This window comes from Hoeflea marina, assembly GCF_003182275.1.
GTDB classification, from domain to species: Bacteria; Pseudomonadota; Alphaproteobacteria; order Rhizobiales; family Rhizobiaceae; genus Hoeflea; species Hoeflea marina.
Genome location: NZ_QGTR01000001.1, coordinates 657482 through 682942, shown reverse-complemented (window position 1 = coordinate 682942; position 25461 = coordinate 657482). Strand labels below are relative to the sequence as shown.

Sequence of the window (25461 nt, the reverse complement as noted above, 5' to 3'; positions counted from 1 at the left end):
GAATATGGAGCTCCCATGCGCCTTAGAACCCTGATCGTCTCGGCTCTGTTTGCCGCCGGACTGATGACCGCCAGCGCCGCCTCGGCCGCCGACACCGTCACCATCGAACTCAAGTCCGGCCCGGTGGTGATCGAACTGGCAACCGACAGCGCGCCAAAGCACGCCGCGCGGCTCAAGGAACTGGCCGATGCCGGCGCCTATGACGGCGTCGTCTTCCACCGCGTCATCGACGGCTTCATGGCCCAGACAGGCGATGTCCAGTTCGGCAACAGCAAGAGCGGCTATGACCAGCGCCGCGCCGGCACCGGCGGCTCGGACAAGCCCGACCTTCCGGCCGAGTTCACCGATGAACCCTTCGTCCGCGGCACCGTGGGCATGGCACGGTCCAGCGACCCGAATTCTGCCAACTCGCAGTTCTTCATCATGTTCACCGAGTATCCTTCTCTCAACGGCCAGTACACGATCGTCGGCCACGTGGTCTCGGGCATGGAGAATGTCGACGCCATCAAGCGCGGCGAGGGCGGAAACGGCGAAGTGAGCGAACCCGACGAAATGATTTCGGTGAAAAGCGGCAGCTGATCCCGAAGACCAACCCTCAATAAGGAGACGACCATGGCGGAGATCAAGGATCCCGAAAACACCCTCATCATGCAGACCTCGAAGGGCCAGGTGACCATCGAACTGTTCCCCGACCTGGCGCCGGGCCATGTGTCGCGCATCAAGGAACTGGCGCGCGAAGGTGCCTATGACGGCGTGGTCTTCCACCGCGTCATCGACGGCTTCATGGCCCAGACCGGCGATGTCAAGTTCGGCAAGTCCGGCGGCAAGGACTTCAATCCGTCGCGCGCCGGAATGGGCGGCTCCGACAAGCCGGACCTGAAGGCCGAGTTCTCCAACATGAACCACGGTCGCGGCACCTGCTCGATGGCGCGCTCGCAGAGCCCGAATTCGGCCAATTCGCAGTTCTTCATCTGCTTCGACGACGCCGCCTTCCTCAACCGCCAGTACACGGTCTGGGGCCAGGTCATCGAAGGCATGGACAATGTCGACAAGATCAAGCGCGGCGAGCCGGTGCCGGATCCCGACACCATCGTCTCGGTCAAGGTTGCAGCCGACGCCTGACACTGAAACCGCCGGCGCGGAGGGCAGGGTCCTTTCGCGCCGGTGTCAAGGAACTGCCCGATGCGCGTTGACCTGTTCGATTTCGACCTGCCCGACGAGCGCATCGCGCTGAGACCCGCGAGCCCGCGCGACGCCGCCCGCATGCTGCGCGTCGATGCCGGTGGCCAATTCTCCGATTTCACCGTCACCGACCTGCCCGACCTGCTCGAGCCCGGCGACGCGCTGGTGTTCAACGACACCCGCGTCATTCCGGCCCAGCTGGAGGGGTTCCGCGTGCGCGGCGAGAACCGCGCCGGCATGTCGGCGACGCTGCACATGCGCACCGGGCCCGATCGCTGGAAGGCGTTCGTGCGTCCGGCCAAGCGGGTCAGGGAGGGCGACCGCGTCGAGTTCGGCGGCACCGCCAATGCCTGTCTCGCAGGCCGGCTCGACGCCAGCATCGGCGCGCGCGGCGAGGCGGGCGAGATCGAGCTGATCTTCGATCTCTCCGGTCCGGCGCTCGACGAGGCCATCGCCGGTGTCGGGCACATTCCGCTGCCGCCCTATATCGCGTCCAAGCGCGGCGAGGACGAGCGCGACCGGCTGGACTACCAGACGATCTATGCCCGCGAGGATGGCGCCGTGGCGGCTCCCACCGCGGGCCTGCATTTCACGCCCGATCTCTTCGCCCGGCTCGAAGCCCGCGGCGTCTCGAGCCATTTCGTCACCCTGCATGTCGGCGCCGGCACCTTCCTGCCGGTCAAGGTCGATGACACCGCTGACCACAAGATGCATGCCGAGATCGGTCAGGTCAGCCCCGAGACGGCCGACGCCCTCAATGCGGTGCATGCGCGCGGCGGCCGCATCGTCTCGGTCGGCACCACGTCGCTCAGGCTCTTGGAAAGCGCCACCGGCGCGGACGGGGTGATCGCGCCCTGGACGGGGGCCACCTCGATCTTCATCACGCCCGGCTATCGGTTTCGCGCCGTCGACGTGCTGATGACCAATTTCCACCTGCCGCGCTCGACCCTGTTCATGCTGGTCTCGGCCTTTTCCGGCTACGAGACCATGGTGGTGGCCTACCGCCGGGCGATCGACACCGGCTACCGCTTCTATTCCTATGGCGATTCCTCGCTGCTGTTCCGGCCCCGGGAGTCGGCCGAATGACGGTGCGCTATCTCACCCATCCGCAGGTGCTCATCGAGCCGGACAAGCAGGTCGATCGCTGGGGCCTGAACGATGTCGGGCGCGCACGTGTCGCTTCGATCGCCAGGGCGCCGGCGCTGCGCGGCACACGCTCTGTTATCTCCAGCGCCGAGACCAAGGCGATCGAGACGGCGCAACCGATTGCCGATGCGCTCGGGCTCAAGCTGGTCGTGCGCGAGAAGATGCACGAGAACGACCGCACCGCCACCGGCTTCCTGGTGCCGGAGGAGTTCGAGGCCGTCGCCGACCGCTTCTTCGCCACGCCCGACCTGTCGGTGCGCGGATGGGAGCGCGCGGTCGACGCGCAGGCGCGGATCGTCGCCGAAGCCATGGCGGCGATTCACGAAGCGCCCGAGGGCGACGTGCTTCTGGTCGGCCACGGCGCCGTCGGCACGCTGCTGATGTGCCATGTCGGCCGCATGGCGATCCATCGCAGCCACGACCAGGCTGCCGGCGGCGGCAATGTCTTCGCCTTTGCGCGGCTCTCGCACACGCTCATCCATGGCTGGCAGCCGATGGAGAGCCTCACCCATTCCGCCGAGGCGAGCACTCCATGACCGAGACCTTCGAGTTCAAGCTGATTGCCACCGACGGCCAGGCGCGGCGCGGCGAGATTTCCATGCCGCGCGGGAGCATCCGCACCCCGGCCTTCATGCCCGTGGGCACCGGCGGCACGGTCAAGGCCATGTATATGGACCAGGTGCGCGGCACCGGCGCCGACATCATTCTCGGCAACACTTATCACCTGATGCTGCGGCCGGGCGCCGAGCGGATGGCGCGGCTCGGCGGCCTGCACCGTTTCGCCGGATGGAACCGGCCGATCCTCACCGATTCCGGCGGTTTCCAAGTGATGTCGCTGTCGGGCCTGCGCAAGCTCACCGAGCAGGGCGTCACCTTCCAGTCGCATATCGACGGCTCGCGCCACGAGATGAGCCCGGAGCGCTCGATCGAGATCCAGGGCCTGCTCGGCTCCGACATCCAGATGCAGCTCGACGAATGCGTCCGCCTGCCGGCCACGCCCACAGAGATCGAGCGGGCCATGGAGATGTCGCTGAGATGGGCCGAGCGCTGCCGCGTCGCCTTCGGCGAGCAGCCGGGCAAGGCGATGTTCGGCATCGTCCAGGGCGGCGACATTCCGACATTGCGCGAGCGTTCGGCCCATGGCCTCAAGGCGCTGGATCTGAAGGGCTATGCGGTGGGCGGCCTGGCGGTCGGCGAGCCGCAGGAGGTGATGCTCGACATGCTCGACGTCACCTGTCCGATTCTGCCTTCGGAAAAGCCGCGCTATCTGATGGGCGTGGGCACGCCCGACGACCTGCTGAAATCGGTGGGCCGCGGCATCGACATGTTCGACTGCGTCATGCCCACCCGCGCCGGGCGCCACGGCCTGGCGTTCACCCGCCACGGCAAGATCAACCTGAAGAACGCCCGCCACGCCGAGGACCACCGGCCGCTCGACGAGGAGAGTTCATGCCCGGCTGCGCGCGACTATTCCCGCGCCTATCTGCACCATCTGGTGCGCTCCAACGAGATCCTCGGCATGATGCTGGTGACCTGGAACAACCTCTCCTACTACCAGGACCTGATGTCCGGCATCCGCGCCTCGATCGAGGCGCAGCGGTTTGCGGATTTCTCCGCCGAGACGCAGGAGATGTGGGCGAGGGGCGATATTCCGCCGCTGGGGTGACCCCGCCCGACACTGAAACTGCGCCATCTGCGTTGGCGAGAATACCCCCACCCTCGATCCCTGCCCTCAAGGGGGAGGGAGGATACGCCCCGCATAGCTGGCGGCGCCGTGCCTGTGCCTGGTCGATTGACGTGACGATGCAAGCGCGATGCGCATGTTCCCCTCCCCCTTGAGGGGAGGGGTCAGGGGTGGGGGTATCCCAGGTTGCGGCGGATGCGGCGTCTGGCCGCCAAGGGAAAGGTCTAGGTGGTCACGGTGCCCCGACCCAGCCCTCTGCCTCCGATCTTCAGCCGGCGTCCAGCGTCTTCTCGCAGTGGGTCGGGCCGCCCTTGGGATCGACGCGGTCGGAGACGGCGCGGATCGAGGTGATGGTGTAGGCCTTGTTCACCGTCAGTTCGACCGTGCACGACTTTCCGCCGGTGAAGCCGCCGCGCCAGCTGTAGAAAGTCGCCCCGCCGGACGCCGGCCGGTCGGCGATCGGGGGTCCGTAGGCGGCAAAGAAGACGTCGGCGGACTTGCCGTTCCAGCGCGCCTGCAGCGGATTCGACGGCACGGCGGTGGTGTTGCAGGCGGCAAGCGCCGCGGCAAGGACGGACAGGATGGCAAGGCGGACGCGCATGGTCGACATTTCCCCGGAAATCGCTGGAATCAGTGACGGCTGCCTGCAGCCGCCGGAGTCCTCATAGCGCATTCCGCGTCAATGCAAAATGACTTCGACGGAACCGGCGGCGGCGCGCCGGCGGATGCGCGATCCCGGCCGCCGGCCAGACTGGTCTGGTGAAATTATCGTATTGGCTATGCAGATCCAGCCAATTCAACCGTAGCCTGCTGTCACAAACCGGGCGGGCCTCCTCGCCACACACAGTGCTGGCGCGGCGGTCTTTTGCGTCGTCGGGTCCAGCTCTCGACAGCGCTGGCGGACGGCCGTCGCGGCTCCCGCGGGCAGATTCACTTGTGAAAGGGACGGAACATGCAGGTTATCGACGGTCTTGAACTCTACCATGTCAGCGCGCCGCTGCCGGCGCCGTTTTCGCCGTCCTGGATTCCCGGCACGGTCCGCACCACGGTGACCTTCTATCTCGTCCGCTTCGTCACCGATGACGGCGTGGAAGGCTGGAGCGCGTTCACCGGCGCAGGCCACGAGCGCGCCGGTCTCGGCCAGACGCTGGCCGATCTGTTCCTCGGCCAGGACCCGGAAGACATCGAGAAGCTCGGCGAGCGCATCCACATCATGGCCGTCGGCGGCAATTTCAACTGGTGGCTGGAGCCAGCCTTCTGGGACATCAAGGCGAAGAATGCCGGCCTGCCGCTCTACAAGCTGCTCGGCGGCACCGATGACCGGCTCCGGCTCTACGCCTCCTCGGGCGAACTGCGCGAGCCGATGGCGCGGCGCGAAGAGGCGGAGAAGCGCTTCTCCGAAGGCTTCGACACGATGAAGATCCGCGTCCACGACTGGGACGAGGCGGTCGACATCGAGCACATTTCCGATGTCGCCACCCACATGCAGGGCCGGATGAAGATCGCGGTGGACTGCAACCAGGCCTTCCGCCTGACGGCCAATCGCGACGCGCCGCTGTGGTCGCTCGACCGCGCCAAGCGCTTCGTCGACGCGGCGGCCGACGTGGGGCTTGCCTGGGTGGAAGAACCGCTGTTCGGCGAATGGCACGAGGAGATGGCGAAACTGACGGCCTATTCCCGCGTTCCGGTGGCCGGCGGCGAACTGCACCTGATGGGCTATCACGAACTGGCGCGGATGATCAAAATGCGCTGCTACAACATCTACCAGCCCGACACGATGTGGACCGGCGGCGTCAAGCAGAGCCTGGCGATCGCAAAGCTCTGTCGCGAAGAGGGGGTGAAGTTCTCGTCGCACACCTGGACCAACGGCTTCGGCTTCATCATCAACGCGCATGTGTTCGCCGCCAGCGGTTTTGCCAGGGAGATGGTGTTCGAATACCCGCTCAACGAGCCGGGCTGGGTTCCCGAAGGCCGCGACGCGATCCTGAAATCCCCGTGGCTGCATGATCGCGGCTGGTTCGACATGCCGCAGACGCCGGGCCTCGGCATCGAGATCGACCAAGATCAGTTGAAGAAGTACGGCAAGTGCTTCTTCAAGGCCAGCCGCCGCGAGGTGCACTGGATGCCCGAGGCCCTGGTCTCAAAGTCCTGAGCGCAGGCATCCCTGCGAGGCGTTGTCCTCGGGCCATGAGCACGGATGAGGGGCGCGCCCTGCAGAGATGCCCGCCGCTCCCTTCACGCCACCCGTGACGCCTGCAGGACCGCGGCACGGCCGGGGGGATGACCCATGATGCGCTTGAAGGCTCGGGAGAAGGCGGCATGCGAGGCATAGCCGAGCTTCTGGGCCGCGGTGTCGATGGGCATGCGATCCCGGGCAATCCAGTCGGAGGCAAGCCGCATGCGCAGCTCGGTGAGATAGCGCACCGGGGTGACGCCGGTCACTTCCAGGAAACGCTCGGCGAAGACCGAGCGCGACGCACCCATCTGGCTTGCCAGTTCCGCCACCGTCCAGGCGCGGCCGGGGTCGCGGTGCAGCGCCAGCAGCACGCGGCCGAGGCGCGGATCGCGCAGGGCGGCGATCCAGCCGGTGGCGTCGCCGCAGCCGCATTCGACCCAGCCACGGACGATCGAGGCGGCAACCACATCGGCGAGGCGCGAGAGGATGCCGGCATAGCCGGCGCGGGCGTGCCTTGCCTCCCGCTCCATCGCTTCCAGCATTGGCAGGATCTCCGGATAGCGGTCAATCAGGGTGCCGACCCGCATCACCGCAGGCATCAGGCCGATCAGCGGGTGCATGCTGCCGAGCTCGAAATCCATGCAGGCCGAAAACAACACCACCCGATCGCCCGCCGCGGCATCGTCGGCGGTGCGATCCGGGCCGGCGGCCGCGGCGTCGGGCACTCGGATCTCGCTCACCATCGGGCAGAGCGGTGCCGTCTTGAAGGTCGACAGGTCGCGGCAGGCGCAGCCGGGCTCATCGGACGAGGCAATGCGGTGCAGGCCGCCACGCGGCAGCAGTGCCGCGTCGCCGGTGTGCATGGCGTGCGTCGCCCCGTCGGGGCTGGTGAGCGAGATGCTGCCGCCGGCCACAAAGAGGAATTTGCCGCGCGCATCATTCTCGCCAAAGCTCACCGAAAAGGGTGGGGCAAGTTCGATGCGGCGATAGTCGATGCCGACGAGGCGCATGCCTGAGAGCAGTTCGCTGACCAGGTCGGTGTGGATCGGGGTCTGGTTCATGATCTCAGTTCCGGACGATTGATCAATCATGCCGGAGTTTGTGGCATGGATCGTCCAGGCCGTCCAGCCTATCTGGAAGCCGACATTTCCATCAAGGATTCGACCCGATGACCTCCCACATTCAATCCGAACGCTCCCAGGCACCCGCCTGGGGCGCGGTCGCCTCGATGACGCTCGGCGTCTTCGGCCTCGTGACGGCGGAATTCCTGCCCGCGAGCCTGCTCACGCCGATTGCAACCGAACTTTCGATCAGCGAGGGCGCAGCCGGCCAGGCGGTGACGACGACGGCGCTGTTCGGCTTTCTCACCAGCCTGCTGATCACGGCGGCGGCGCGCGGCACCGACCGGCGCAGGCTGCTGATGTTCTTTTCCGTGTTGCTGATCCTCTCCAACCTGATGGTGGCGCTGGCGCCGGGCCTGCCGGCGCTGCTCGTCGGCCGGGTGCTGCTCGGCGTGGCGCTGGGCGGCTTCTGGTCGATGTCGACGGCGGTGACCATGCGACTGGTGCCGCCAGCCTCGATCCCCAGGGCGCTGTCGATCCTGATGAGCGGCGTCTCGGCCGCGACCGTGCTGGCAGCGCCCGTGGGCAGCTATCTCGGCGACCTGTTCGGCTGGCGCGCCGTCTTCCTGCTTGCCGCGGCGCTCGGCGCGGTCACGCTGTTCGTGCAGTGGCGGGCGCTGCCGGCCATGCGCCCGACCCATGTGACAAGACTCAGGACGCTGGTCGATGTGCTGGCCCGGCCCGGCATCGGGCTCGGCATGCTGGCGGTGCTGCTGGTGTTTGCCGGCCACTTCGTCTTCTTCACCTATCTGCGCGCCTATCTCGAATTGGGCAGCGGCTTTGCCATCGGCGCCATCTCGGCGATCCTGCTCGGCTTCGGCGTGGCCAATTTCATCGGCACGCTGATGGCCGGCCGCATCATCGAGAAAAGCCTTCGGCTGACGCTGGTGGCCGGACCGCTGGCGATGGCCACCCTGGCGCTGGTGCTCGCCTCCAGCGGAGGAGCGTCGCCGCTCGTCGACATCGTTGCCGTGGTGCTGTGGGGCCTGTGCTTTGGCGCCGTGCCGGTGGCCTGGTCGAGCTGGATTGCCCGCACCGTGCCCGACGAGACCGAAAGCGCCGGCGGCCTGTTTGTGGCCGCGATCAATCTCGCCATCGCACTCGGCGCGGGTCTCGGCGGAGCGATCTTCGACATAGCCGGCGGCTTCGGCACCATGGCGGCGAGCGGCCTAGTGCTGGTCGCGGCGGCGCTGAGCATTTTCGCCGGCGTACGTGTGCGGGTACCGGTGGCCGTGCCTGCCTGAAGGAAACTGGCGGGCGTTCCAACACTGGCGCCCGCCTCGCGATTTTCGCCGCGAGGCTCCGGTCTCGGCGCGGGATCAGCTACCCGCCTGACCCCGACGCCCGACCGCAGACGCCGCGCCGATCCGCACAATCTCGATCTCGGCGCCGCCGACCTCGACCACGTCGCCCACCGCCTTGCCCATCAGCGCTCGGGCCACGGGGGAGGCGAACGAGATGGTGCCGGCCCTGGGGTCGGCCTCGTCCTCGCCGACGATGCGGTAGCTCTGCTCGGCGCGCTCGTCGCGGATGTAAGTGACGGTCGAGCCGAAGGCGACCGTGTCATGGGAGGCGGGATCGGGCATCGGTTCGGCGGTGCGAAGCCGTTCGGCGAAATAACGCGCGTCGCGCAGCGGGCCGGCCGCCTGGCGGCGTTTTTCGTTGACGTCCTCGATCCCGGATGTCGCCTCGTAGGCGGCGCGCGCTTCGGCCAGCTGCGCTTCCAGCGCCCTGAGCCCGGCCTCGGTCACCAGGTTGGGGTGCTCCGAGATAGGCCGATCCGGCAGCATCGTCTCCGACGCGGTTTCCGAACTTTCTTCCTTGGTGAAGGCGACGCTCATGCAAACTCCGTTCAGGCGATCGGGCCGGCAGGAGCAATGACCGCCGTCCCTTCTCGTCCAATCATACAATGATGCCGGGCCACCACCAATGGCAACCCGAGATCGCGACAACGCGAGGCCGCCTGCTTGGTTCCGCGATGGCGGTGTTGTCCCGGGCGACCGCCGCGCGGATGGAGACGAGGGACATGGTGAGGCGCGGCATCGCCATCCTCATCCTGACGCGGTCGCGAAGCGGTCCTGGAAGGGCGAGGGTGGAGCCACCGGTGTCGTCACGTCTGCGGGATCGCGGCCTTGATCATCTGCACGCCGTTGATCTTGAGCGAGCCGTCGGGCTGGCGGATGAGCGAATAGAGCGCCGTCCAGTCCTGGCCGTCGGGGCCGTGGATGAGCACCTCCTGGACGATGCCGGAGCCGTCGTCGGCTGGCTTGGCGCGGCCGAAGGCAAAGTTGCCGGGGCGGTAGACCGGCTGGTAGCCGCGCTTGACCATGTCGAAGAAGCGGGCCTCGTCGGGGTAGATCGCCTTGATCGACGGCGAGGCGAAGGAGTAGGCGGTGGCCATGTCATCGTTGAGGAAGGCGTTGATCTGGCTCTCGATGACGACCCGGCCTTCCGCCGCGATGTCGCCGGCCCGTGCCGCGGCATTCGGCAGGGCGGCAAGCGCGAGCACGACCATCAGGGCGGGAAGGCGGAACAGAATGCGCATGCGATGTCCTCCGTTGCACCATCATAGGACGATGGGCGGGCCGGAAAAGTTTCAATCCCCGCCCGGGGGACACATTTGCGTGAGCGGGACAGGGGTTTGAAGGGAACGGGCCCCGACCGGGACCCCGGTCGAGCCGGACCTGCCGGTCCGGGCGGCGTCGGCTGCCTGCCGCAGCGAACGGCTGATGCGTTCAGGGCAGCAGGATCGGCTTGCCTATGGCACCGCGGCCGAGAACCCGGTCGAGCACCGAAGCGGCGTCGGCGAGCCGGTACTCGCCGTCAATCAGCGGCCGGATGCGGCCCTGGCCATGCCAGGCAAACAGCTCGGCCATGTTGTCCGCAAAGACCTCGGGCTCGGCGCGGGTGAAGCCGCCCCAGAAGACACCGACCACGGCGTACTCCTTCAGCAGCGCCAGATTGACGGGAAATTTCGGAATCTCGCCCGAGGCGAAGCCGATCACCAGCAGCCTGCCGTTTCGCGCCATCGCGCGGCTTGCCGCGTCGAAGGCCGAGCCACCGACCGGATCGAAGACCACGTCGGCGCCCTTGCCGCCGGTCGCCTGCCGGATCGCGTCCCTCAGATCGTCGTAGGGCAGCACGGCGTCGGCACCGGCCTTGAGGCAGGCCTGGCGCTTGTCCTCGCTCGACGCGACCGCGACAACGCGCGCGCCCATGGCCTTGCCGATCTGGATGGCGGCAATGCCGGTGGAGCCCGCGGCTCCCAGCACGACGAGCGTCTCGCCGGGCTCGAGCCGCGCCCGCTGCCTGAGGGCGTGGTGCGCGGTGCCCCAGGCGCAGAGCAGCGCGCAGGCGTCGGCATAGGGCATCGAGTCGGGGAGCGCGATCACCGAACCCGCCGGTGCAGCCATCTTCTCGGCGTAGCCGCCGAGCGTGCCGAGCGCCACCACCCGGTCTCCCGGCCTGAAGCCGGTCACCGAGGCGCCGACCGACTCGACCACGCCGGCCATCTCCATGCCCGGCACGAAGGGGAAGCCGGGCTGGAGCTGGTAGAGACCCTGCACCAGCAGGCCATCGGGAAAATTGACCCCGATGGCCGCGGCGCGGACGACCACGCCGTCATCGGCCGCCACCGGATCGGGCATGTCGGCATAATCGAGCTCGCTGATGGCGCCAAAGCCGCGGCAGATGATGGCCTTCATGTCAGATCTTTTCCTGGGTGTGGCGATTGAGTTCGGCGCGGGCCACCTGGCGGCGGTGCACCGCGTCGGGGCCGTCGGCGAGCCGCAGCGTGCGCAGATGCGTCCACTGCCGCGCCAGCGGCGTGTCCTGGGAAATCCCCTGGGCGCCGAACATCTGCACCGCCTCGTCGGTGACCTTCAGCGCCATGCGCGGGGCCACCACCTTGATCTGGCTGATCCAGGGGGCTGCGGCGCGGGCGTCTCCCTGATCCATCATCCAGGCGGCCTTGAGGCAGAGAAGCCGCGCCATCTCGATCTCCATACGGCACTCGGCGATGATGTCGAAATTGGCGCCGAGCTGCGCCAGCGGCTTGCCGAAGGCCTCGCGGCGGAGCGAGCGCTTGCACATCAGGTCCAGCGCCGTCTCCGCCTGGCCGATGGCGCGCATGCAGTGGTGGATGCGGCCCGGTCCGAGCCGGCCCTGCGAGATCTCGAAGCCGCGGCCCTCGCCGAGCACGATGGAGTCGAACGGAACCCGCACATTCTCGAAGCGGATATGGTAATGGCCGTGCGGGGCGTCGTCCTGGCCGTAGACCTGCATCGGCCTCAGACGGGTGATGCCCGCGGTGTCCGAGGGCACCAGGATCATCGAGTGGCGCTGGTGCCTGGGAGCGTCCTCGTTTCCGGTGCGGACCATGACGATGTAGATGGCGCAGCGCGGGTCGCCGGCACCCGAGGCCCACCATTTCTCGCCGTTCAGCACCCAGGAGTCGCCGTCGCGGACGCAGGAGAAGGCAATGTTGGTGGCGTCCGAGGAGGCGACGTCCGGCTCGGTCATCAGATAGGCGGAGCGGATCCGGCCCGCCAGCAACGGCTCGAGCCAGCGCTTCTGCTGCTCGGGCGTGCCGTACTTGTCGAGCACCTCCATGTTGCCGGTGTCTGGGGCGGAGCAGTTGAAGGTCTCGGCGCCGAGATGCGCCTTGCCCATCTCCTCGGCGAGATAGGCGTATTCCACGGTCGTCAGCCCGCCTTCGGCCTGGGTGCGCCAGAGGTTCCACAGGCCCTTGTCGCGGGCCTTGCGCTTGAGGCCTTCGAGGATTTCGGTCTGCCTGGCGGTATAGGCCCAGCGGTCGCCCTCGCGGCCGACTTCGGCGAGAAATTCCTCGTCGAGCGGCATGATCTCGTCCTGCACCATGGTGCGCACGGCCTCTAGAATCGGCTCGAGGCGTCTGGTGACGCCCAGATCCATGGTCTGTGGCAGCCCGTTTTTCGTCAGCATGTCTTTCTCCTCGCAGGAAGCATCAGGGCAGGTCGCCCGCATAGTTGAGAAGGCGCATGGCGTAGAGCACACACTCGTCGGCAATGGCCTCGATTTCGTCCTCACCCTGGCCATCGCGCGGCGTGAACCAGATGATCGGGCCGTTCATGCACATGAACAGCGTGTTGAGCGCGATCTTGACGGTGCGGTAGCGGATGTCGCCGGCCTCGCGCGCCCGGTCCAGGACCTCTTGGAAATGCACCGCGTAGTCGTCGCGCAGCCGCGCCAGATCGGTGAGCTCGTCATGCTCGCGGTCGCGCATGGCGCCCTGCCGCAGCATGTCGACACCCTCCCAGACCACGTTCTGGAACGGCTTGGTGCGGATCACCGAAAGGACATGCGCCTTGACCAGCGCCTTGAGCCTGTCGATCGCCGGCATGTCGGCCGCGAGAATCGGCTCGATGGCTGCGAAGTTCATCATCATGCCGGCGCGGAAGACATCGAGGAAAAGCTCCGCCTTGGAGCCGTAGTGATGGTAGATGCGGCCCTTGGTGGACCGGATCCGCGCCGCCACGTGGTCGAGGCTGGTGGCGGCGAAGCCGCGCTCCTCGAAGCACAGCGCCGCGCCCTCCATGATTTCCATGCGGGACAGCCCGGCATCGGCCTGCCGCCTGTATTTCGACGGTTGCGCCGCCGCCATCATTCCGGTCGTGGTCTGCATTGGCCGGCTCCGTCCCTGCCGCGATGTCCGGGAAATCTCTCCGCCGGCCCCTTGCGATTGCCGCGAACTTGAACATACTGTCGGGTATGTTGTCAATCGGCGCATCCGGCGTCATTGATGGAACAATGCCTGAGGAGGTTCGCCGTGAGTGATGATCGCAACACCTATCTGGCGGGGCTGTTCGGCCTCGACGGGAAAACCGCCCTGGTGACGGGAGGCGCCACCGGCATCGGCCGCATGGTCGCCACCGGCCTGGTGCGCGGCGGGGCGAGGGTGCTGATCGCATCGCGCAAGGGCGCCGACTGCGCCCGGGCGGCCGAGGAGATCAACGGCCTGGGCGGGGCGGGCAGGGCGGAAGGGTTCGCCGGCGACGTCAGCACGGAAGAGGGGCTTGCAGCCCTCGTTGCAGCACTTCACGAGCGCACGGACAAGCTCGACATCCTCGTCAACAATGCCGGCATCTCCTGGGGCGCCGATTTCGAGACATTCCCGCATTCTGCCTGGCAGAAGGTGATGAATGTCAATGTCGCGGCGCTCTTCACGCTGACCCGGGATCTCACGCCGATGCTCTCGGCCTCGGGATCGGTCGACGATCCGGCGCGGGTGATCAATCTCGGTTCGGTAATGGGCACGGTGCCGCTCGCCGACCGGGCCTACTCCTATTCGGCGTCGAAGGCGGCCGTGCACCACCTGACGCGCATCCTCGCCGAGGAATTCGCCGCGCGCCACATCACCGTCAACGCCTTTGCCCCGGGCCCGTTCCAGAGCAAGATGACGGCCTTTGCCACCGCCCGCGACGACCAGGTCGAGCGGGTCGGCTCCGGCGTGCCGCTCGGGCGCATCGGCAGACCGGATGACGTGGCCGGCGCGGCGCTGTATCTTTGCAGCCGCGCCGGATCCTACATCACCGGCGCGATCCTGCCGATCGATGGCGGAATGACGGTCCAGCATTCCGTGACCCTGTTCAAGGATGCGCATTGATGGAAATGGAACCGATCGATCTCGAGAAGCTGGCCGACGAGCTGCACGAAATCGTGCCCGGCTTCTCCGGCCTGCATGCGGTGGAAAAATTCTCCACCGGCCAGTCCAACCCGACCTTCCGGGTCGAGGCCGACAGCGGCAGCTATGTGCTGCGCGCCAAGCCGCCAGGGGTGCTGCTCAAGTCGGCCCACCAGGTCGACCGAGAATACCGGGTGATGAAGGCGCTGGGCGCGATGGGCGTGCCGGTGCCGAAGGTGCTGGCGCTCACCGGCGAGGACAGCGCCATCGGCCGGATGTATTTCGTCATGGAACTGGTCGAGGGCCGCATCTTCTGGGATCCGTCGCTTCCGGAGCTTTCGAAGGCCGAGCGCGGCGGCATCTATGATGCCATGAACGCGGCGCTCGCCAAGCTTCACAGCGTCGAGCCGGCGGAGGCGGGACTTGCCGATTTTGGCCGTCCGGGCAATTATTTCAGCCGCCAGATCAAGCGCTGGAGCGAGCAGTATCTCGCCAGCAAGACCGGCGAAAATCCGGACATCGACCGGCTGATGGCCTGGCTCGGCGAGCATGTCGCCGACGACGACGGCCGCATCTCGGTGGTGCATGGCGACTACCGGCTCGACAACATCATCTTCAATCACGACAAGCCCAGGGTCGAGGCGCTGATCGACTGGGAGCTGTCGACGCTCGGCAATCCGCTCGCCGATCTCGCCTATCAGTGCATGCAGTGGCGCCTGCCCCATGACAGCGGATTTCGCGGGCTGGGCGGGCTGGACCGCGCCGCGCTTGGCCTGCCGACGGAGGCCGACTACGTGGCGCTCTACGCGGAGCGCTCGGGGACGAAGATCGAGAACTGGTCCTTCTGCCTGGCCTTCTCGTTCTTCCGGCTGGCCGCCATCCTGCAGGGCGTCTTCAAGCGCTCGCTCGACGGCAATGCCTCCAACCCGGAGCGCGCGCGACAGATCGGCAAGGCGGTGCCGCTGCTGGTGTCGATGGCCAACGACGTCATCGACGGCAGGGCTTGAGCATGGCGGACTTCAGCGGACGCGTCGTCATCATCACCGGTGCCGCCGGCGGCTTCGGCGCAGCCGCCGCGGCACTGTTCGCCGCGGCAGGGGCGCATCTCGTGTTGAGCGACATCAGCGCGGACGGTCTCTCCGCGCTCGCCGGCGGCCTGCCGGGGGACCACGCGGTCCAGGCCGGCGACATCAGCGACCCGGCGCTGTCCGCGCAGCTGGTCCGGACCGCCATCGACCGCTTCGGCCATCTCGACATCGCGGTCAACAATGCCGGCATCGCTCATGACATGATGCCGCTGCAAAGCATCGCCGACGGGGTGGCCCGCCGGGTCATCGACATCGACCTGATGGGCGTCTTCTACGCCATGAAGGCGCAGATCCCGGCGATGAGCAGCCGCTTCAGGAAAGACGGCGTCACCGGATCGATCGTCAATGTCGCCTCGATCGCCGGCGTGGTCGGCGCCCCGATGCTCGGCGTCTATGCGGCGGCCAAGCACGGCGTCATCGGGCTGACCAAGTCGGCTGCCATCGAAAACGCGCAGCGCGGCATCCGCATCAATGCGCTGTGCCCATCCTTCGCCCGCACCCCGATGGCGACCGATTTCATCGACAGGGCCGGAGCGGAGCACCGGGCGGATGCAGAAGCCAGGCTGGTGCGGGCAATTCCGATGGGGCGCCTGGCGGAGGTCTCCGAAGTGATGGCGGGCCTTGTGTATCTCGCCGATCCGGCCAACAGTTTCGTCACCGGCCAGGCGATCCATGTCGATGGCGGATTGACCGCCTGCTGACCCCAGCCATGGGCGCGGGCTACAGCTGGCGCACAACGGATGAGCGGACCCGCGCCTTGCGCTTCAAGTTCGGAAGGCGCAAAACGGTCCCAGCAAATTGGGAGAAGCCTAAATGAACGAACTGACCCACTATATCGGCGGCAAGCACGTCAAGGGAACTTCGGGCCGCTTTGCGGACGTGTTCAATCCAGCCACCGGAGAAGTCCAGGCCCGCGTGCCGCTCGCCTCAAGCGCTGAGATGGACCAGGCCGTACAGGTCGCCGCGGCCGCCCAGCCGGCCTGGGGCGCCACCAACCCGCAGCGCCGGGCGCGGGTGATGATGAAGTTCGTTGATCTCTTGCACCGCGACATGGAAAAGCTCGCCGAGGCGCTGTCGCGCGAACACGGCAAGACCATCCCCGACGCCAAGGGTGACATCATGCGCGGCCTCGAGGTGGCGGAGTTCACCTTCGGCGCGCCGCACCTGCTCAAGGGCGAGTTCACCGAGGGTGCCGGGCCCGGCATCGACATGTACTCGCTGCGCCAGCCGCTCGGCGTGGTGGCCGGCATCACCCCGTTCAACTTTCCGGCCATGATCCCGATGTGGAAGTTCTGCCCGGCGATCGCCGCCGGCAACGCCTTCATCCTCAAGCCGTCGGAGCGCGATCCCTCCGTGCCGCTGATGCTCGCCGAATTGATGAGCGAGGCAGGCCTGCCGGACGGCATCCTGCAGGTGGTCAACGGCGACAAGGAAGCCGTCGACGCCATTCTCGACCATGACGTCATCCAGGCCATCGGCTTTGTCGGCTCGACCCCGATCGCCCAGTACATCTACGGCCGCGGCTGCTCCAACGGCAAGCGGGTGCAGTGCTTCGGCGGCGCGAAGAACCACATGATCATCATGCCCGACGCCGACATGGACCAGGCGGTCGACGCGCTGGTCGGCGCCGGTTACGGTGCGGCCGGCGAACGCTGCATGGCGATCTCGGTCGCCGTCCCCGTCGGCAAGGACACCGCCGACCGGCTGGTGGCCAAGCTCGCCCCGCGCGTGGAGGCACTCAGGATCGGCCCCTACACCGCCGGCAACGATGTCGATTTCGGCCCGCTGGTCACCCGCCAGGCCCGCGACAGGGTGCTCGGGCTGGTCAATTCCGGCGTCGAGCAGGGCGCCAAGCTGGTCGTCGACGGCCGCGACTTCAAGCTGCAGGGCTACGAGAACGGCAATTTCATGGGCGGCTGCCTGTTCGATCATGTCACACGCGACATGGACATCTACACCCAGGAGATCTTCGGCCCGGTGCTGTCCGTGGTTCGCGCGGCCAACTACGAGGAAGCGCTGAGCTACCCGATGGAGCATGAATACGGCAACGGTGCCGCCATCTACACCCGCGATGGCGACGCGGCCCGCGACTTCGTCAGCCGCATCAACATCGGCATGGTCGGCGTCAACGTGCCGATCCCGGTGCCGCTGGCCTATCACACCTTTGGCGGCTGGAAGAAATCCGGCTTCGGCGACCTCAACCAGCACGGACCGGACTCGTTCCGTTTCTACACCCGCACCAAGACGGTGACGGCGCGCTGGCCGTCGGGCATCAAGGATGGCGCGGACTTCTCCATCCCCACCATGGGGTGACGAGACCGGCAAAGTGACGGCACCGGCAGAGGAGGCGAGGCGGTGGATTTCGGACTGACCGAGGAGCAACAGGCGGTCTTCGACATGGCCCGGGAGTTCGGCGCGGAGAAAATCGCGCCGCACGCCCGGGAGTGGGAGAAGGCCGGCGGAATCCCGCGCGAGGTACTCGAGGAGGCAGCCGCACTCGGGCTTGCGGCGATCTATGTGCCGGAAGACCAGGGCGGTTCGGGGTTGACCCGGCTCGACGCGGTTCTGGTGTTCGAGGCGCTGGCCATGGCCTGTCCCTCGGTGGCGGCGTTTCTCTCGATCCACAACATGTGCACCGGCATGGTGGCGAACTACGGCTCGGACGAGCTCAAGGCGAAATACCTGCCGTCGCTGATCTCCATGGAGCGCATCGCCTCCTACTGCCTGACCGAGCCGGGCTCCGGCTCGGATGCCGCGGCGCTGCGCACCCGCGCGACGCGCTCCAACGAGGGTTACACGCTCGACGGCGCCAAGGCCTTCATCTCCGGCGGAGGATTCTCCGACCTTTATGTCGTCATGTGCCGCACCGGCGCCGACGGCCCGAAGGGCATTTCCACGCTGCTGGTCGAAAACGGCACGCAGGGGCTGAGCTTCGGCGCGCTCGAGGACAAGATGGGCTGGCGCTCGCAGCCGACGACCCAGGTGCAGTTCGACGACTGCAAGGTCGAGGCCTCGCAATTGCTGGGCGAGGAGGGCGCGGGCTTCCGCTATGCCATGGCGGGGCTCGACGGCGGCCGGCTCAACATCGCTGCCTCGGCGCTTGGCGGGGCGCAGACCGCGCTCGACAAGGCGCTCGCCTATATGGGCGAGCGGCAGGCCTTCGGCAGACCGATCGACCAGTTCCAGGCGCTGCAGTTCAAGGTCGCCGACATGGAGACCGAATTGCAGGCCGCGCGCGTGTTCCTGCGCCAGGCGGCCTGGAAGCTCGACCAGAAGGCGCCCGACGCAGGCAAGCACTGCGCCATGGCCAAGCGCTTCGTCACCGACACCGCCTTCGATGTCGCCAACCAGGCGCTGCAGCTCTTCGGCGGCTACGGCTATCTGGCCGATTACGGCATCGAGAAGATTGTCCGCGACCTGCGCGTGCACCAGATTCTCGAGGGCACCAACGAGATCATGCGGGTGATCATCAGCCGGGCGCTTCTGGCGGAGCGGGACCGGTGAACGTGGACGCGGCGACGAGCGCCGACATCCATCTCCGGGTCGAGGGGCGGGTCGGCCACGCGACGCTTGACCGGCCGCAGGCGCTCAATGCGCTCACCTACCACATGGCGCTGGCGCTGGAGCAGGCGCTCGACGGCTGGGCTGCCGATCCCGACGTCTCCATGGTGCTGATCGACGCGGCGGGGGATCGCGCCTTCTGCGCCGGCGGCGACATCCAGACGCTCTATCACACCGGCAGATCCGGCGACCTCGATTACGGCCGACGGTTCTGGGCCGATGAATATCGGCTCAACCTGAAGATTGCGCGCTATCCCAAGCCCTATGTGGCGCTGATGGACGGCATTGTCATGGGGGGAGGCGTCGGCATATCGGCGCACGGCTCGCACCGCATGGTCACCGAGCGCACCATGCTGGCGATGCCGGAATGCTCGATAGGCCTGGTCCCCGATGTCGGCGGCACGCATTTGCTGGCCGAAGCGCCGGGTTTCCTCGGCGAATATCTGGGGCTCACCGGCACGAGGCTCGTGGCTGCAGATGCAATATTGGCCGGTTTTGCCGATGTCTTCGTGCCCTCCGACCGTCTCGGCCGGGTCATCGAGACGTTGATTGAGAGCGGCGACCCCGAGAGCATCACGAGGTTTGCCGAGGATGCGCCGGAAGGCAAGCTCGGCAAGGATCTCGACCGCATCGACCGCATCTTTGCCGCCGACACGGTCGCCGACATGGTCGAACTGCTCAAACCCGATCCCGGCGGCTGGGCGCAGGCAACGCTGAAGGCCCTCAATCACGGCTCGCCGCTGTCGCTCGCCTGCACCCTGCAACTGATCCGCGACGCGCGCGCGAGCGGCGAGCTTGGGACCGCGCTCCGGCACGAATACCGCTATGTCTCGCGCTGCATGCAGCATGGCGACTTCCTGGAGGGCATCCGCGCCGCCGTCATCGACAAGGACCGGACTCCGCAATGGCGCCATCGCGGCATCGGCGCGGTCCATCCGGCCGATGTGGCCGAGATGCTGGCCGTGCCGCCCGGCGGCGACATTGAGGTTTGAGGCAAAGCGGATGGCTGGCAATCTCAAGGCGATCGCACCCGTGCTCATGGTGTCGAACATCAGCGCCAGCATCGCCTACTGGCGCGACAAGGTCGGCTTTGCGGTCGAGACCTTCGAGGCCGCGCCTCTGTTGGCAATCTTGCGGCGCGATGGCGTCGCCCTGATGCTGCAGCAGGTCGTTGCGGGCAAACCGATTGTTCCCAACTGGCGGCTCAGCGAGAAGACATCGAATGTCTTCATCTGGGTCGAGGACGCACGGGCGCTCTACGAGGAACTGGTCGAGCGCGGCGCGCTGATCGACTGGGAGCTCTACCACGCACCCTATGGCGCGCTCGAATTCGGCATCCAGGACCTGGATGACCAGGACATTGCCTTCGCGCAACTCTTGCGGTGACGGCCACAACCGGGAGGTATTTTGATGAGCAGGATCGGATTCATCGGACTGGGCAATATGGGCGCGCCGATGGCGGCCAATCTGGTCAAGGCCGGCCATCAGGTCACCGGCTTCGACGTGGCGGGCGTGACTGTCGAAGGCGTTGCCATGGCCGGCTCCGCGGCCGAGACGGCGCGCGGCCAGGATGCAGTGATCACCATGCTGCCCAATGGCGATATCCTGCGCTCGGTCTATGCCGAGATCGTCCCGGCGGGCGAGGCGGGCGCGGTATTCATCGACTGCTCCACCGTCGATGTCGATAGCGCCCGGGCGGCGCACGAGATGGCGAAAGCGGCGGGCCTGCTCTCCGTGGACGCACCGGTTTCGGGCGGCATCGGCGGTGCCGCGGCCGGCACGCTGACCTTCATGGCCGGCGGCTCGGAGGAGGCTTTCGCCAAGGCGTTGCCGCTGTTCGAGGTGATGGGCGGCAAGACTGTGCATTGCGGCGAGGCGGGCGCTGGCCAGTCGGCGAAGATCTGCAACAACATGATCCTCGGCATCTCGATGATCGGCGTCTGCGAGGCCTTCGCGCTGGCGGACAAGCTCGGCCTCGACCGCCAGAGCCTGTTCGACGTGGTCTCCACCTCGTCGGGCTCGTGCTGGTCGGTCAACACCTATTGCCCTGCACCGGGCATCGGCCCGAAAAGCCCCGCCGACAACGGCTACAAGCCTGGCTTCGCCGCCGACCTGATGCTCAAGGATCTCAAGCTCAGCCAGCAGGCGGCCGAAAGCGTCGACGCGGCCACCCCGATGGGCCAGCGCGCCACCGAACTCTATGCCGACTTCGTGGCCGGCGAGGGCAAGGGCATGGATTTCTCCGCCATGCTGCCGCACCTGATGGGCAAGGGCCGCAGATAGGGGCAGGCAGGCGCTTTGGTGCAATCGCGCGACAGAAATTGCAGCTTAGGCATATTCGGATGCATCCGGAACCCCTCTCCCTTGGTGGGAGAGGGAGCAATTTCAGCGTGTTAACGCAGTTAAGCGCGGTGATCGCCATCGACGTGTGTTCAGAATCCTCATTATTGCAATAGGGGCATGCCGCACGGAAGTTCGCAATGCGTGCGTGTCGGCTTACGCATTCGGTACGTGGTAGCTTACGGTCGCGCTCAGCTTGAGTCCGAGCAATCCCATGGACCCCGGTTGTTGCCTTATCCTTCGACGGCGTGAAATTCACCCCGTCCGCAAAAGCACTAGCCCAGTGCCTGGGCGAGATCGGCGATCAGGTCGTCGGCATCCTCGATGCCGACGGACACGCGGATGAGGTTCTGCGGGATGCCGGTGTGCGGCTCGATGGTGTAGCGGTGCTCGACCAGGCTTTCGACGCCGCCGAGCGAGGTCGCCCGGTGGAACAGGCTGAGCCTGCCCACCACCTTCAACGTGGCGGCCATGTCGCCGCGCACCAGGAAAGACATCAGGCAGCCGAAACCGCCGCTCATCTGCGTCCTGGCCACTTCGTGGCCGGGATGGCTTGGCAGCCCGGGGTAGTAGACATCCTCGACCATGGCATGGGCCGCAAGATACTCGGCAATTGCCTGCGCGTTCCGGCTCATGCGCTCGACGCGCAGGGGCAGCGTGCGCATGCCGCGCACCAGCAGCCAGGCCTCGAAGGGTCCCAGCACCGCGCCGGCGTCATGACGGTCCGCCCGGATCGCGGCCCAGATGGCGGACTCCCTGTCGGCGACGGCCAGCAGTCCCGCCAGCACGTCGGAATGGCCGTTGATGCCCTTGGTGGCGGAATGCATGACGATGTCGGCGCCGAGGTCGAGCGGCTGGCTGAGCACAGGCGTGGCAGCGGTGGAATCGACCACCAGAATGGCGCCGGCCGCCTTGGCCAGGCGGGCGGCAAGCCTGATGTCGACCGTCTTCAGCCACGGATTGGAGGGCGTCTCGATGAACACCAGGTCGGGCTTGTGCTCGGCACAGGCGGCTTGCAGCGCCGCGCCGTCGCCGGCATCGACTTCGTGCAGCCGCATCTGGCGGCGGGCGCAGAAATCCCGCACCCATTTGGTCGTACCCCAGTAGATGCCCGATTGCAGCAGCACGCTCGAGCCCTGCGGCAGCGCGCGGAAAACGGCGGCGATGGCCGCCATGCCGGACGGAAACAGCAGCGAGTCGGCTGCGTGCTCAAGTCGCGTCAGGATCGATTCGGCGAGCCGCACGATGTCCGAATTGTCGCGCGAATAGATGTTGTCGGGCCGCACCAGCGCATAGTCCTCGTCGCGGACAAAGGTCGTCGAGGGCTGGATCGGCGGCACCACGCCGCCGCTGGGATGATCGATGGCGCCGCCGGCCTGGGCTGCAATGGTGGAGGAGGCGAGGTGCTTGTCATCGGTCATCGTCGGTCTTTCGCAATCGAAGGCATATTTTCGGGCGAGATGCACGAGACGGCCGCGGCGGGACGCCGCGTCGCCGGAGCGGAAGCGTCATTGCGGCCCCGCGGAGGGAGTTCACTTCGCGCGGATGATGGCGGCCGCGATCAGTTCGGCCATGCGCGCGTCGCGGATCTTGGCGGTATCCTCGCCCATGACGACCCCGACCACGGAGTGACCGCCGCGCTGCACGGACGTGGTCAGGTTGAAACCCGAGGCACGCGTGTAGCCTGTCTTGATCCCGTCGGCGCCGGGAATCATGTCCATCGCCCGGTTGTGGCCCTTGATCTGGCGGCCGGCGATGCTCATTTCGCGCTGGCTGAAATAGCCGTAATACTGCGGGAAATTGCGTCGGAGCGCGATTGCGAGCCGCGCCATGTCGGTCGCCGTCGTCACCTGGCCCGGATCGGGCAGGCCCGACGCATTGCGGAAGGTCGTGCTGCTCATGCCCAGAGACCGGGCCCGCGCCGTCATCATCTCGGCAAAGCGCTGTTCCGATCCGGCGGCGAGATATTCGCCGACCGCGGTGGCAACGTCGTTGCCGGACTTGACCACAAGGGCGCGGATGGCGGTGTCGACCGGGATCGTCTGGCCGGGTTTCAGTCCGATCTTCGAGGGCGGCTGCCGTGCCGCATTCGCCGAAATCGGAATCAGCGAGTCGCGGTTGACGCGGCCCTGCTGCATCGCCTCGAAAAGCATGAACAGCGTCATCATCTTGGTCAGCGACGCCGGATAGCGGGGCGCGTTGGCATTGGAGGAGTAGAGTGCCTCTCCGGTTTTGACATCGACGACGATGGCCGCGTATTTGGTCGGGACCGGTGCCACCTGGTTGGCGCGCAGATCGAGCGATTCCGTGGTCGAACACGCGCTGACGGCGAACAGGACTGACGCCAGGACAAGGCCCAGGACAGTGCGGCTGGTGACAAATGGCTTGAGTTGCAAGGATCATCTTCCCGGACTGAGGTCAGCACCGGCATAAAACGACCGCCGGGATTGTGCAAGGGCGGGCAGGAGATGATGGGAAGACTTGCACAAGCTTCGCCGCGCCGCGCGGCTCCGCCGCGCCGCGGGCCATCGGCCCGGTTGCGCCGGCTCGGGTCTTGCTGGTATGGGCAGGCATTCGGGCGCGCCGGTGGTGGCGCGCCGCAAGGAGGCCTGTTCCATGCCGTCACCGCGCACACCCCGCCCGCTTGACCATGTCGTGCTGCCGGTTCCCGACCTCGCCATGGCTCGCGCCCGGCATGCAGCGCTCGGCTTCACCGTGGCGCCGGATGCGCTGCACCCGTTCGGCACGGAGAATGCCTGCGTGTTCTTCGCCGACAACTCCTATCTCGAGCCGCTGGCCGTCGCCGGCCGCGAGGACTGCGAAGCGGCGGCGATCGCTGGCAATGTCTTCGTCGCCCGTGATCAGGCCTACCGCTTCCGCCAGGGCGACAACGGCTTCAGCGCCTTCGTTGCCGGATCGTCCGATGCGGCGGCCGATGACGCGCATTTTCGCGCCCTCGGCATGTCGGGCGGCGAGATTCTGGAGTTTTCACGGCCGATGCGGTCGCCGGACGGCGTCGAAAGCAACGCCAGCTTCAGGCTCGCCTTTGCCGCAGACCTGCGCTCGCCGGATTTCTTCGGCTTCACCGTGCAGCGGCTCAACGTGCCGGCGGTCGACCGCACGGCGCTGACCGCGCACGACAACGGGGTCGCGGGCATCGCCGAGCTGGTGCTGTCGGAGCCCAATCCGACCGATTTCCAGTATTTCGTCCAGGAGCTGTGCAACAACCGCGAGGTCGACGCGCATTCCTTCGGCATGACCATCGAGCTGGCGGAGACGCGGGTGACGGTGCTCAATCCCGCCGGCATGCAGGCCTGGTACGGCCGCAAAGCCTCGACCCATTCCCGCGGCCTGCGCGGCCGCGCCATCGTTTATCGCGTCGGCGACCTTGCCGCCACGAGATCGATGCTCGAGGGCCGCGGTGTCGCGACAAGAACCATCGCCGGGCGGCTGCTCGTCGACGAGGCGCCGGGGCAGGGCGCCATTTACGCATTCGAGGAAATCCGATGAACCACCCCGCCAACTCCACCGTCACCGTCGGCAACGCGGTATTCGCCAATTCCGGGCCGCTCACCCTGATCGCCGGCCCCTGCCAGTTCGAATCCCGCGACCATGCCTTCGACATGGCGGGCGCGCTCAAGGAATTGTGCGCCGGCCTCGGCCTGGGGCTCGTCTACAAGTCGAGCTACGACAAGGCCAACCGCACCTCGCTCACCAGCACCCGCGGCGCCGGGCTAGACGCGGCCATGCCTGTGTTCGACGATCTGCGCAGTCAGCTTGGTTTGCCGGTGCTCACCGACATCCATTCCGAGGAGCACTGCGCCATTGTCGCTCCGCATGTCGACGTGCTGCAGATCCCGGCCTTCCTGTGCCGGCAGACCGATCTTCTGGTTGCCGCTGCAAGGACCGGCAAGGTGATCAACGTTAAGAAGGGCCAGTTCCTGGCGCCGTGGGACATGAAGAACGTGCTGGGCAAGATCACCGGCTCGGGCAACCCGAATGTGCTTCTCACCGAACGCGGCGCCTCTTTCGGCTACAACACACTGGTCTCCGACATGCGCGCCCTGCCGATCATGGCGGAGACGGGCGCGCCGGTGATCTTCGACGCCACCCATTCGGTGCAGCAGCCCGGCGGCCAGGGAGCCACTTCGGGCGGCGAGCGCCGCTTTGTCGAAACGCTCGCCCGCGCCGCCGTCGCAGTGGGCATTGCCGGCGTCTTCATCGAAACCCACCAGGACCCCGACAACTCCACCTCGTCGGACGGCCCCAACATGATCCCGCTCAAGGACCTGCCGAGGCTCCTGGAAACGCTGATGGCGTTCGACGCGGTGGCCAAGCGCGGTTGAGCGGCCAGTCCGGGGCTGCATTCTCCACGCTTGGGCAAACCGCGTGTATTGTGAAATATTCGTGAAACGACAGCGCGGATCCGGTGAAGAATTGATTTTCCGGACCGTTGCGTTATGACGGCGCAACGCCGATCGGCGCCTGTCCCAAACGATAAA

At 66.9% G+C, this 25461-nt stretch carries 26 protein-coding genes; 17 read left to right on the top strand and 9 right to left on the bottom strand.

Translation table 11 applies throughout. The features are described from left to right. The first annotated feature begins 15 nt into the window (after positions 1-15). From DFR52_RS03095 to tgt, 5 genes are read left to right on the top strand one after another with little or no spacing between them, the layout of a single operon-like run. On the top strand, positions 16-579 hold the full coding sequence (locus DFR52_RS03095; protein WP_110030433.1) for a peptidylprolyl isomerase: 564 nt from the start codon (positions 16-18) through the stop codon (positions 577-579). A gap of 33 nt (positions 580-612) precedes the next feature. Then, positions 613-1122, top strand: a complete 510-nt coding sequence (locus DFR52_RS03090; protein ID WP_110030432.1) for a peptidylprolyl isomerase — start codon at positions 613-615, stop codon at positions 1120-1122. A 60-nt stretch (positions 1123-1182) separates the two neighbouring features. After that, entirely contained in the window at positions 1183-2268 is a 1086-nt protein-coding gene (gene queA / locus DFR52_RS03085; protein ID WP_110030431.1) for a tRNA preQ1(34) S-adenosylmethionine ribosyltransferase-isomerase QueA, read from the top strand. Next, entirely contained in the window at positions 2265-2864 is a 600-nt protein-coding gene (locus DFR52_RS03080) for a histidine phosphatase family protein (RefSeq protein ID WP_110030430.1), read from the top strand. The genes queA and DFR52_RS03080 overlap by 4 nt, the downstream gene beginning before the upstream one ends. Then, positions 2861-3994: a tRNA guanosine(34) transglycosylase Tgt gene (gene tgt, locus DFR52_RS03075; protein WP_110030429.1), complete on the top strand. Its 1134-nt coding sequence runs from the start codon at positions 2861-2863 to the stop codon at positions 3992-3994. The genes DFR52_RS03080 and tgt overlap by 4 nt, the downstream gene beginning before the upstream one ends. Positions 3995-4280: 286 nt before the next feature. Here the strand turns inward: tgt and DFR52_RS03070 are convergent, their stop codons facing one another. Further along, a complete protein-coding gene (locus DFR52_RS03070; RefSeq protein WP_110031099.1) occupies positions 4281-4613 on the bottom strand; it encodes a hypothetical protein in 333 nt (110 codons plus the stop codon). A gap of 351 nt (positions 4614-4964) precedes the next feature. Between DFR52_RS03070 and DFR52_RS03065 the strand changes: the two genes are divergently transcribed. Then, positions 4965-6164: a mandelate racemase/muconate lactonizing enzyme family protein gene (locus DFR52_RS03065; protein WP_110030428.1), complete on the top strand. Its 1200-nt coding sequence runs from the start codon at positions 4965-4967 to the stop codon at positions 6162-6164. 83 nt (positions 6165-6247) lie between these two features. Here the strand turns inward: DFR52_RS03065 and DFR52_RS03060 are convergent, their stop codons facing one another. Continuing rightward, positions 6248-7249, bottom strand: coding sequence for an AraC family transcriptional regulator (locus DFR52_RS03060; RefSeq protein WP_245415169.1), 1002 nt, complete (start codon positions 7247-7249; stop codon positions 6248-6250). A gap of 107 nt (positions 7250-7356) precedes the next feature. Here DFR52_RS03060 and DFR52_RS03055 point away from each other — a divergent pair, with 107 nt between their 5' ends. Further along, positions 7357-8553: an MFS transporter gene (locus tag DFR52_RS03055; protein ID WP_110030426.1), complete on the top strand. Its 1197-nt coding sequence runs from the start codon at positions 7357-7359 to the stop codon at positions 8551-8553. Between the two features lie 75 nt (positions 8554-8628). Here DFR52_RS03055 and greA read toward each other — a convergent pair whose 3' ends face one another. From greA to DFR52_RS03030, 5 genes are all read right to left on the bottom strand, one after another. Then, complete coding sequence (gene greA, locus DFR52_RS03050) at positions 8629-9150, bottom strand: transcription elongation factor GreA (RefSeq protein WP_110030425.1); 522 nt, start codon at positions 9148-9150, stop codon at positions 8629-8631. 269 nt (positions 9151-9419) lie between these two features. Further along, entirely contained in the window at positions 9420-9854 is a 435-nt protein-coding gene (locus DFR52_RS03045) for a DUF4864 domain-containing protein (protein WP_110030424.1), read from the bottom strand. Positions 9855-10044: 190 nt separating this feature from the next. Continuing rightward, the gene (locus DFR52_RS03040; protein ID WP_110030423.1) at positions 10045-11013 is read right to left on the bottom strand and encodes an NADPH:quinone oxidoreductase family protein; all 969 of its coding nucleotides are present in this window, start codon (positions 11011-11013) and stop codon (positions 10045-10047) included. Position 11014: 1 nt separating this feature from the next. Further along, positions 11015-12241, bottom strand: coding sequence for an acyl-CoA dehydrogenase family protein (locus tag DFR52_RS03035; RefSeq protein ID WP_110031098.1), 1227 nt, complete (start codon positions 12239-12241; stop codon positions 11015-11017). 52 nt (positions 12242-12293) lie between these two features. After that, a complete protein-coding gene (locus DFR52_RS03030) occupies positions 12294-12971 on the bottom strand; it encodes a TetR/AcrR family transcriptional regulator (protein ID WP_158284841.1) in 678 nt (225 codons plus the stop codon). Between the two features lie 144 nt (positions 12972-13115). On the opposite strand from DFR52_RS03030, the gene DFR52_RS03025 reads away from it, so the two are divergent. The 8 genes from DFR52_RS03025 to mmsB all read left to right on the top strand — a co-directional run bounded on the left by DFR52_RS03025 (position 13116) and on the right by mmsB (position 20902). After that, a complete protein-coding gene (locus DFR52_RS03025) occupies positions 13116-13952 on the top strand; it encodes an SDR family oxidoreductase (protein WP_245415168.1) in 837 nt (278 codons plus the stop codon). After that, positions 13952-14977: a phosphotransferase family protein gene (locus DFR52_RS03020; RefSeq protein ID WP_110030420.1), complete on the top strand. Its 1026-nt coding sequence runs from the start codon at positions 13952-13954 to the stop codon at positions 14975-14977. The genes DFR52_RS03025 and DFR52_RS03020 overlap by 1 nt, the downstream gene beginning before the upstream one ends. Before the next feature lie 2 nt (positions 14978-14979). Then, complete coding sequence (locus tag DFR52_RS03015) at positions 14980-15759, top strand: SDR family NAD(P)-dependent oxidoreductase (protein WP_110030419.1); 780 nt, start codon at positions 14980-14982, stop codon at positions 15757-15759. A gap of 112 nt (positions 15760-15871) precedes the next feature. Continuing rightward, positions 15872-17371 carry a CoA-acylating methylmalonate-semialdehyde dehydrogenase gene (locus DFR52_RS03010; protein ID WP_110030418.1) on the top strand — a complete coding sequence of 500 codons (1500 nt, stop codon included), beginning with the start codon at positions 15872-15874 and terminating at the stop codon, positions 17369-17371. Positions 17372-17413: 42 nt separating this feature from the next. Further along, positions 17414-18562 (top strand): acyl-CoA dehydrogenase family protein, encoded by a 1149-nt coding sequence (locus tag DFR52_RS03005; protein WP_110030417.1) that lies wholly within the window; start codon positions 17414-17416, stop codon positions 18560-18562. Beyond that, positions 18559-19611, top strand: coding sequence for an enoyl-CoA hydratase/isomerase family protein (locus DFR52_RS03000; protein ID WP_110030416.1), 1053 nt, complete (start codon positions 18559-18561; stop codon positions 19609-19611). The genes DFR52_RS03005 and DFR52_RS03000 overlap by 4 nt, the downstream gene beginning before the upstream one ends. Before the next feature lie 10 nt (positions 19612-19621). Continuing rightward, positions 19622-20005, top strand: a complete 384-nt coding sequence (locus DFR52_RS02995) for a VOC family protein (protein WP_110030415.1) — start codon at positions 19622-19624, stop codon at positions 20003-20005. Positions 20006-20029: 24 nt separating this feature from the next. Beyond that, the gene (gene mmsB, locus DFR52_RS02990) at positions 20030-20902 is read left to right on the top strand and encodes a 3-hydroxyisobutyrate dehydrogenase (RefSeq protein ID WP_110030414.1); all 873 of its coding nucleotides are present in this window, start codon (positions 20030-20032) and stop codon (positions 20900-20902) included. Between the two features lie 332 nt (positions 20903-21234). Here mmsB and DFR52_RS02985 read toward each other — a convergent pair whose 3' ends face one another. Further along, the gene (locus DFR52_RS02985; protein WP_110030413.1) at positions 21235-22380 is read right to left on the bottom strand and encodes a trans-sulfuration enzyme family protein; all 1146 of its coding nucleotides are present in this window, start codon (positions 22378-22380) and stop codon (positions 21235-21237) included. Between the two features lie 111 nt (positions 22381-22491). Then, on the bottom strand, positions 22492-23355 hold the full coding sequence (locus tag DFR52_RS02980; protein ID WP_245415167.1) for a D-alanyl-D-alanine carboxypeptidase family protein: 864 nt from the start codon (positions 23353-23355) through the stop codon (positions 22492-22494). A 220-nt stretch (positions 23356-23575) separates the two neighbouring features. On the opposite strand from DFR52_RS02980, the gene DFR52_RS02975 reads away from it, so the two are divergent. Beyond that, positions 23576-24469, top strand: coding sequence for a VOC family protein (locus tag DFR52_RS02975; RefSeq protein WP_110031096.1), 894 nt, complete (start codon positions 23576-23578; stop codon positions 24467-24469). Next, positions 24466-25305: a 3-deoxy-8-phosphooctulonate synthase gene (gene kdsA, locus DFR52_RS02970; RefSeq protein ID WP_110030412.1), complete on the top strand. Its 840-nt coding sequence runs from the start codon at positions 24466-24468 to the stop codon at positions 25303-25305. Before DFR52_RS02975 ends, kdsA begins: the two co-directional genes overlap by 4 nt. Positions 25306-25461 lie beyond the last annotated feature (156 nt).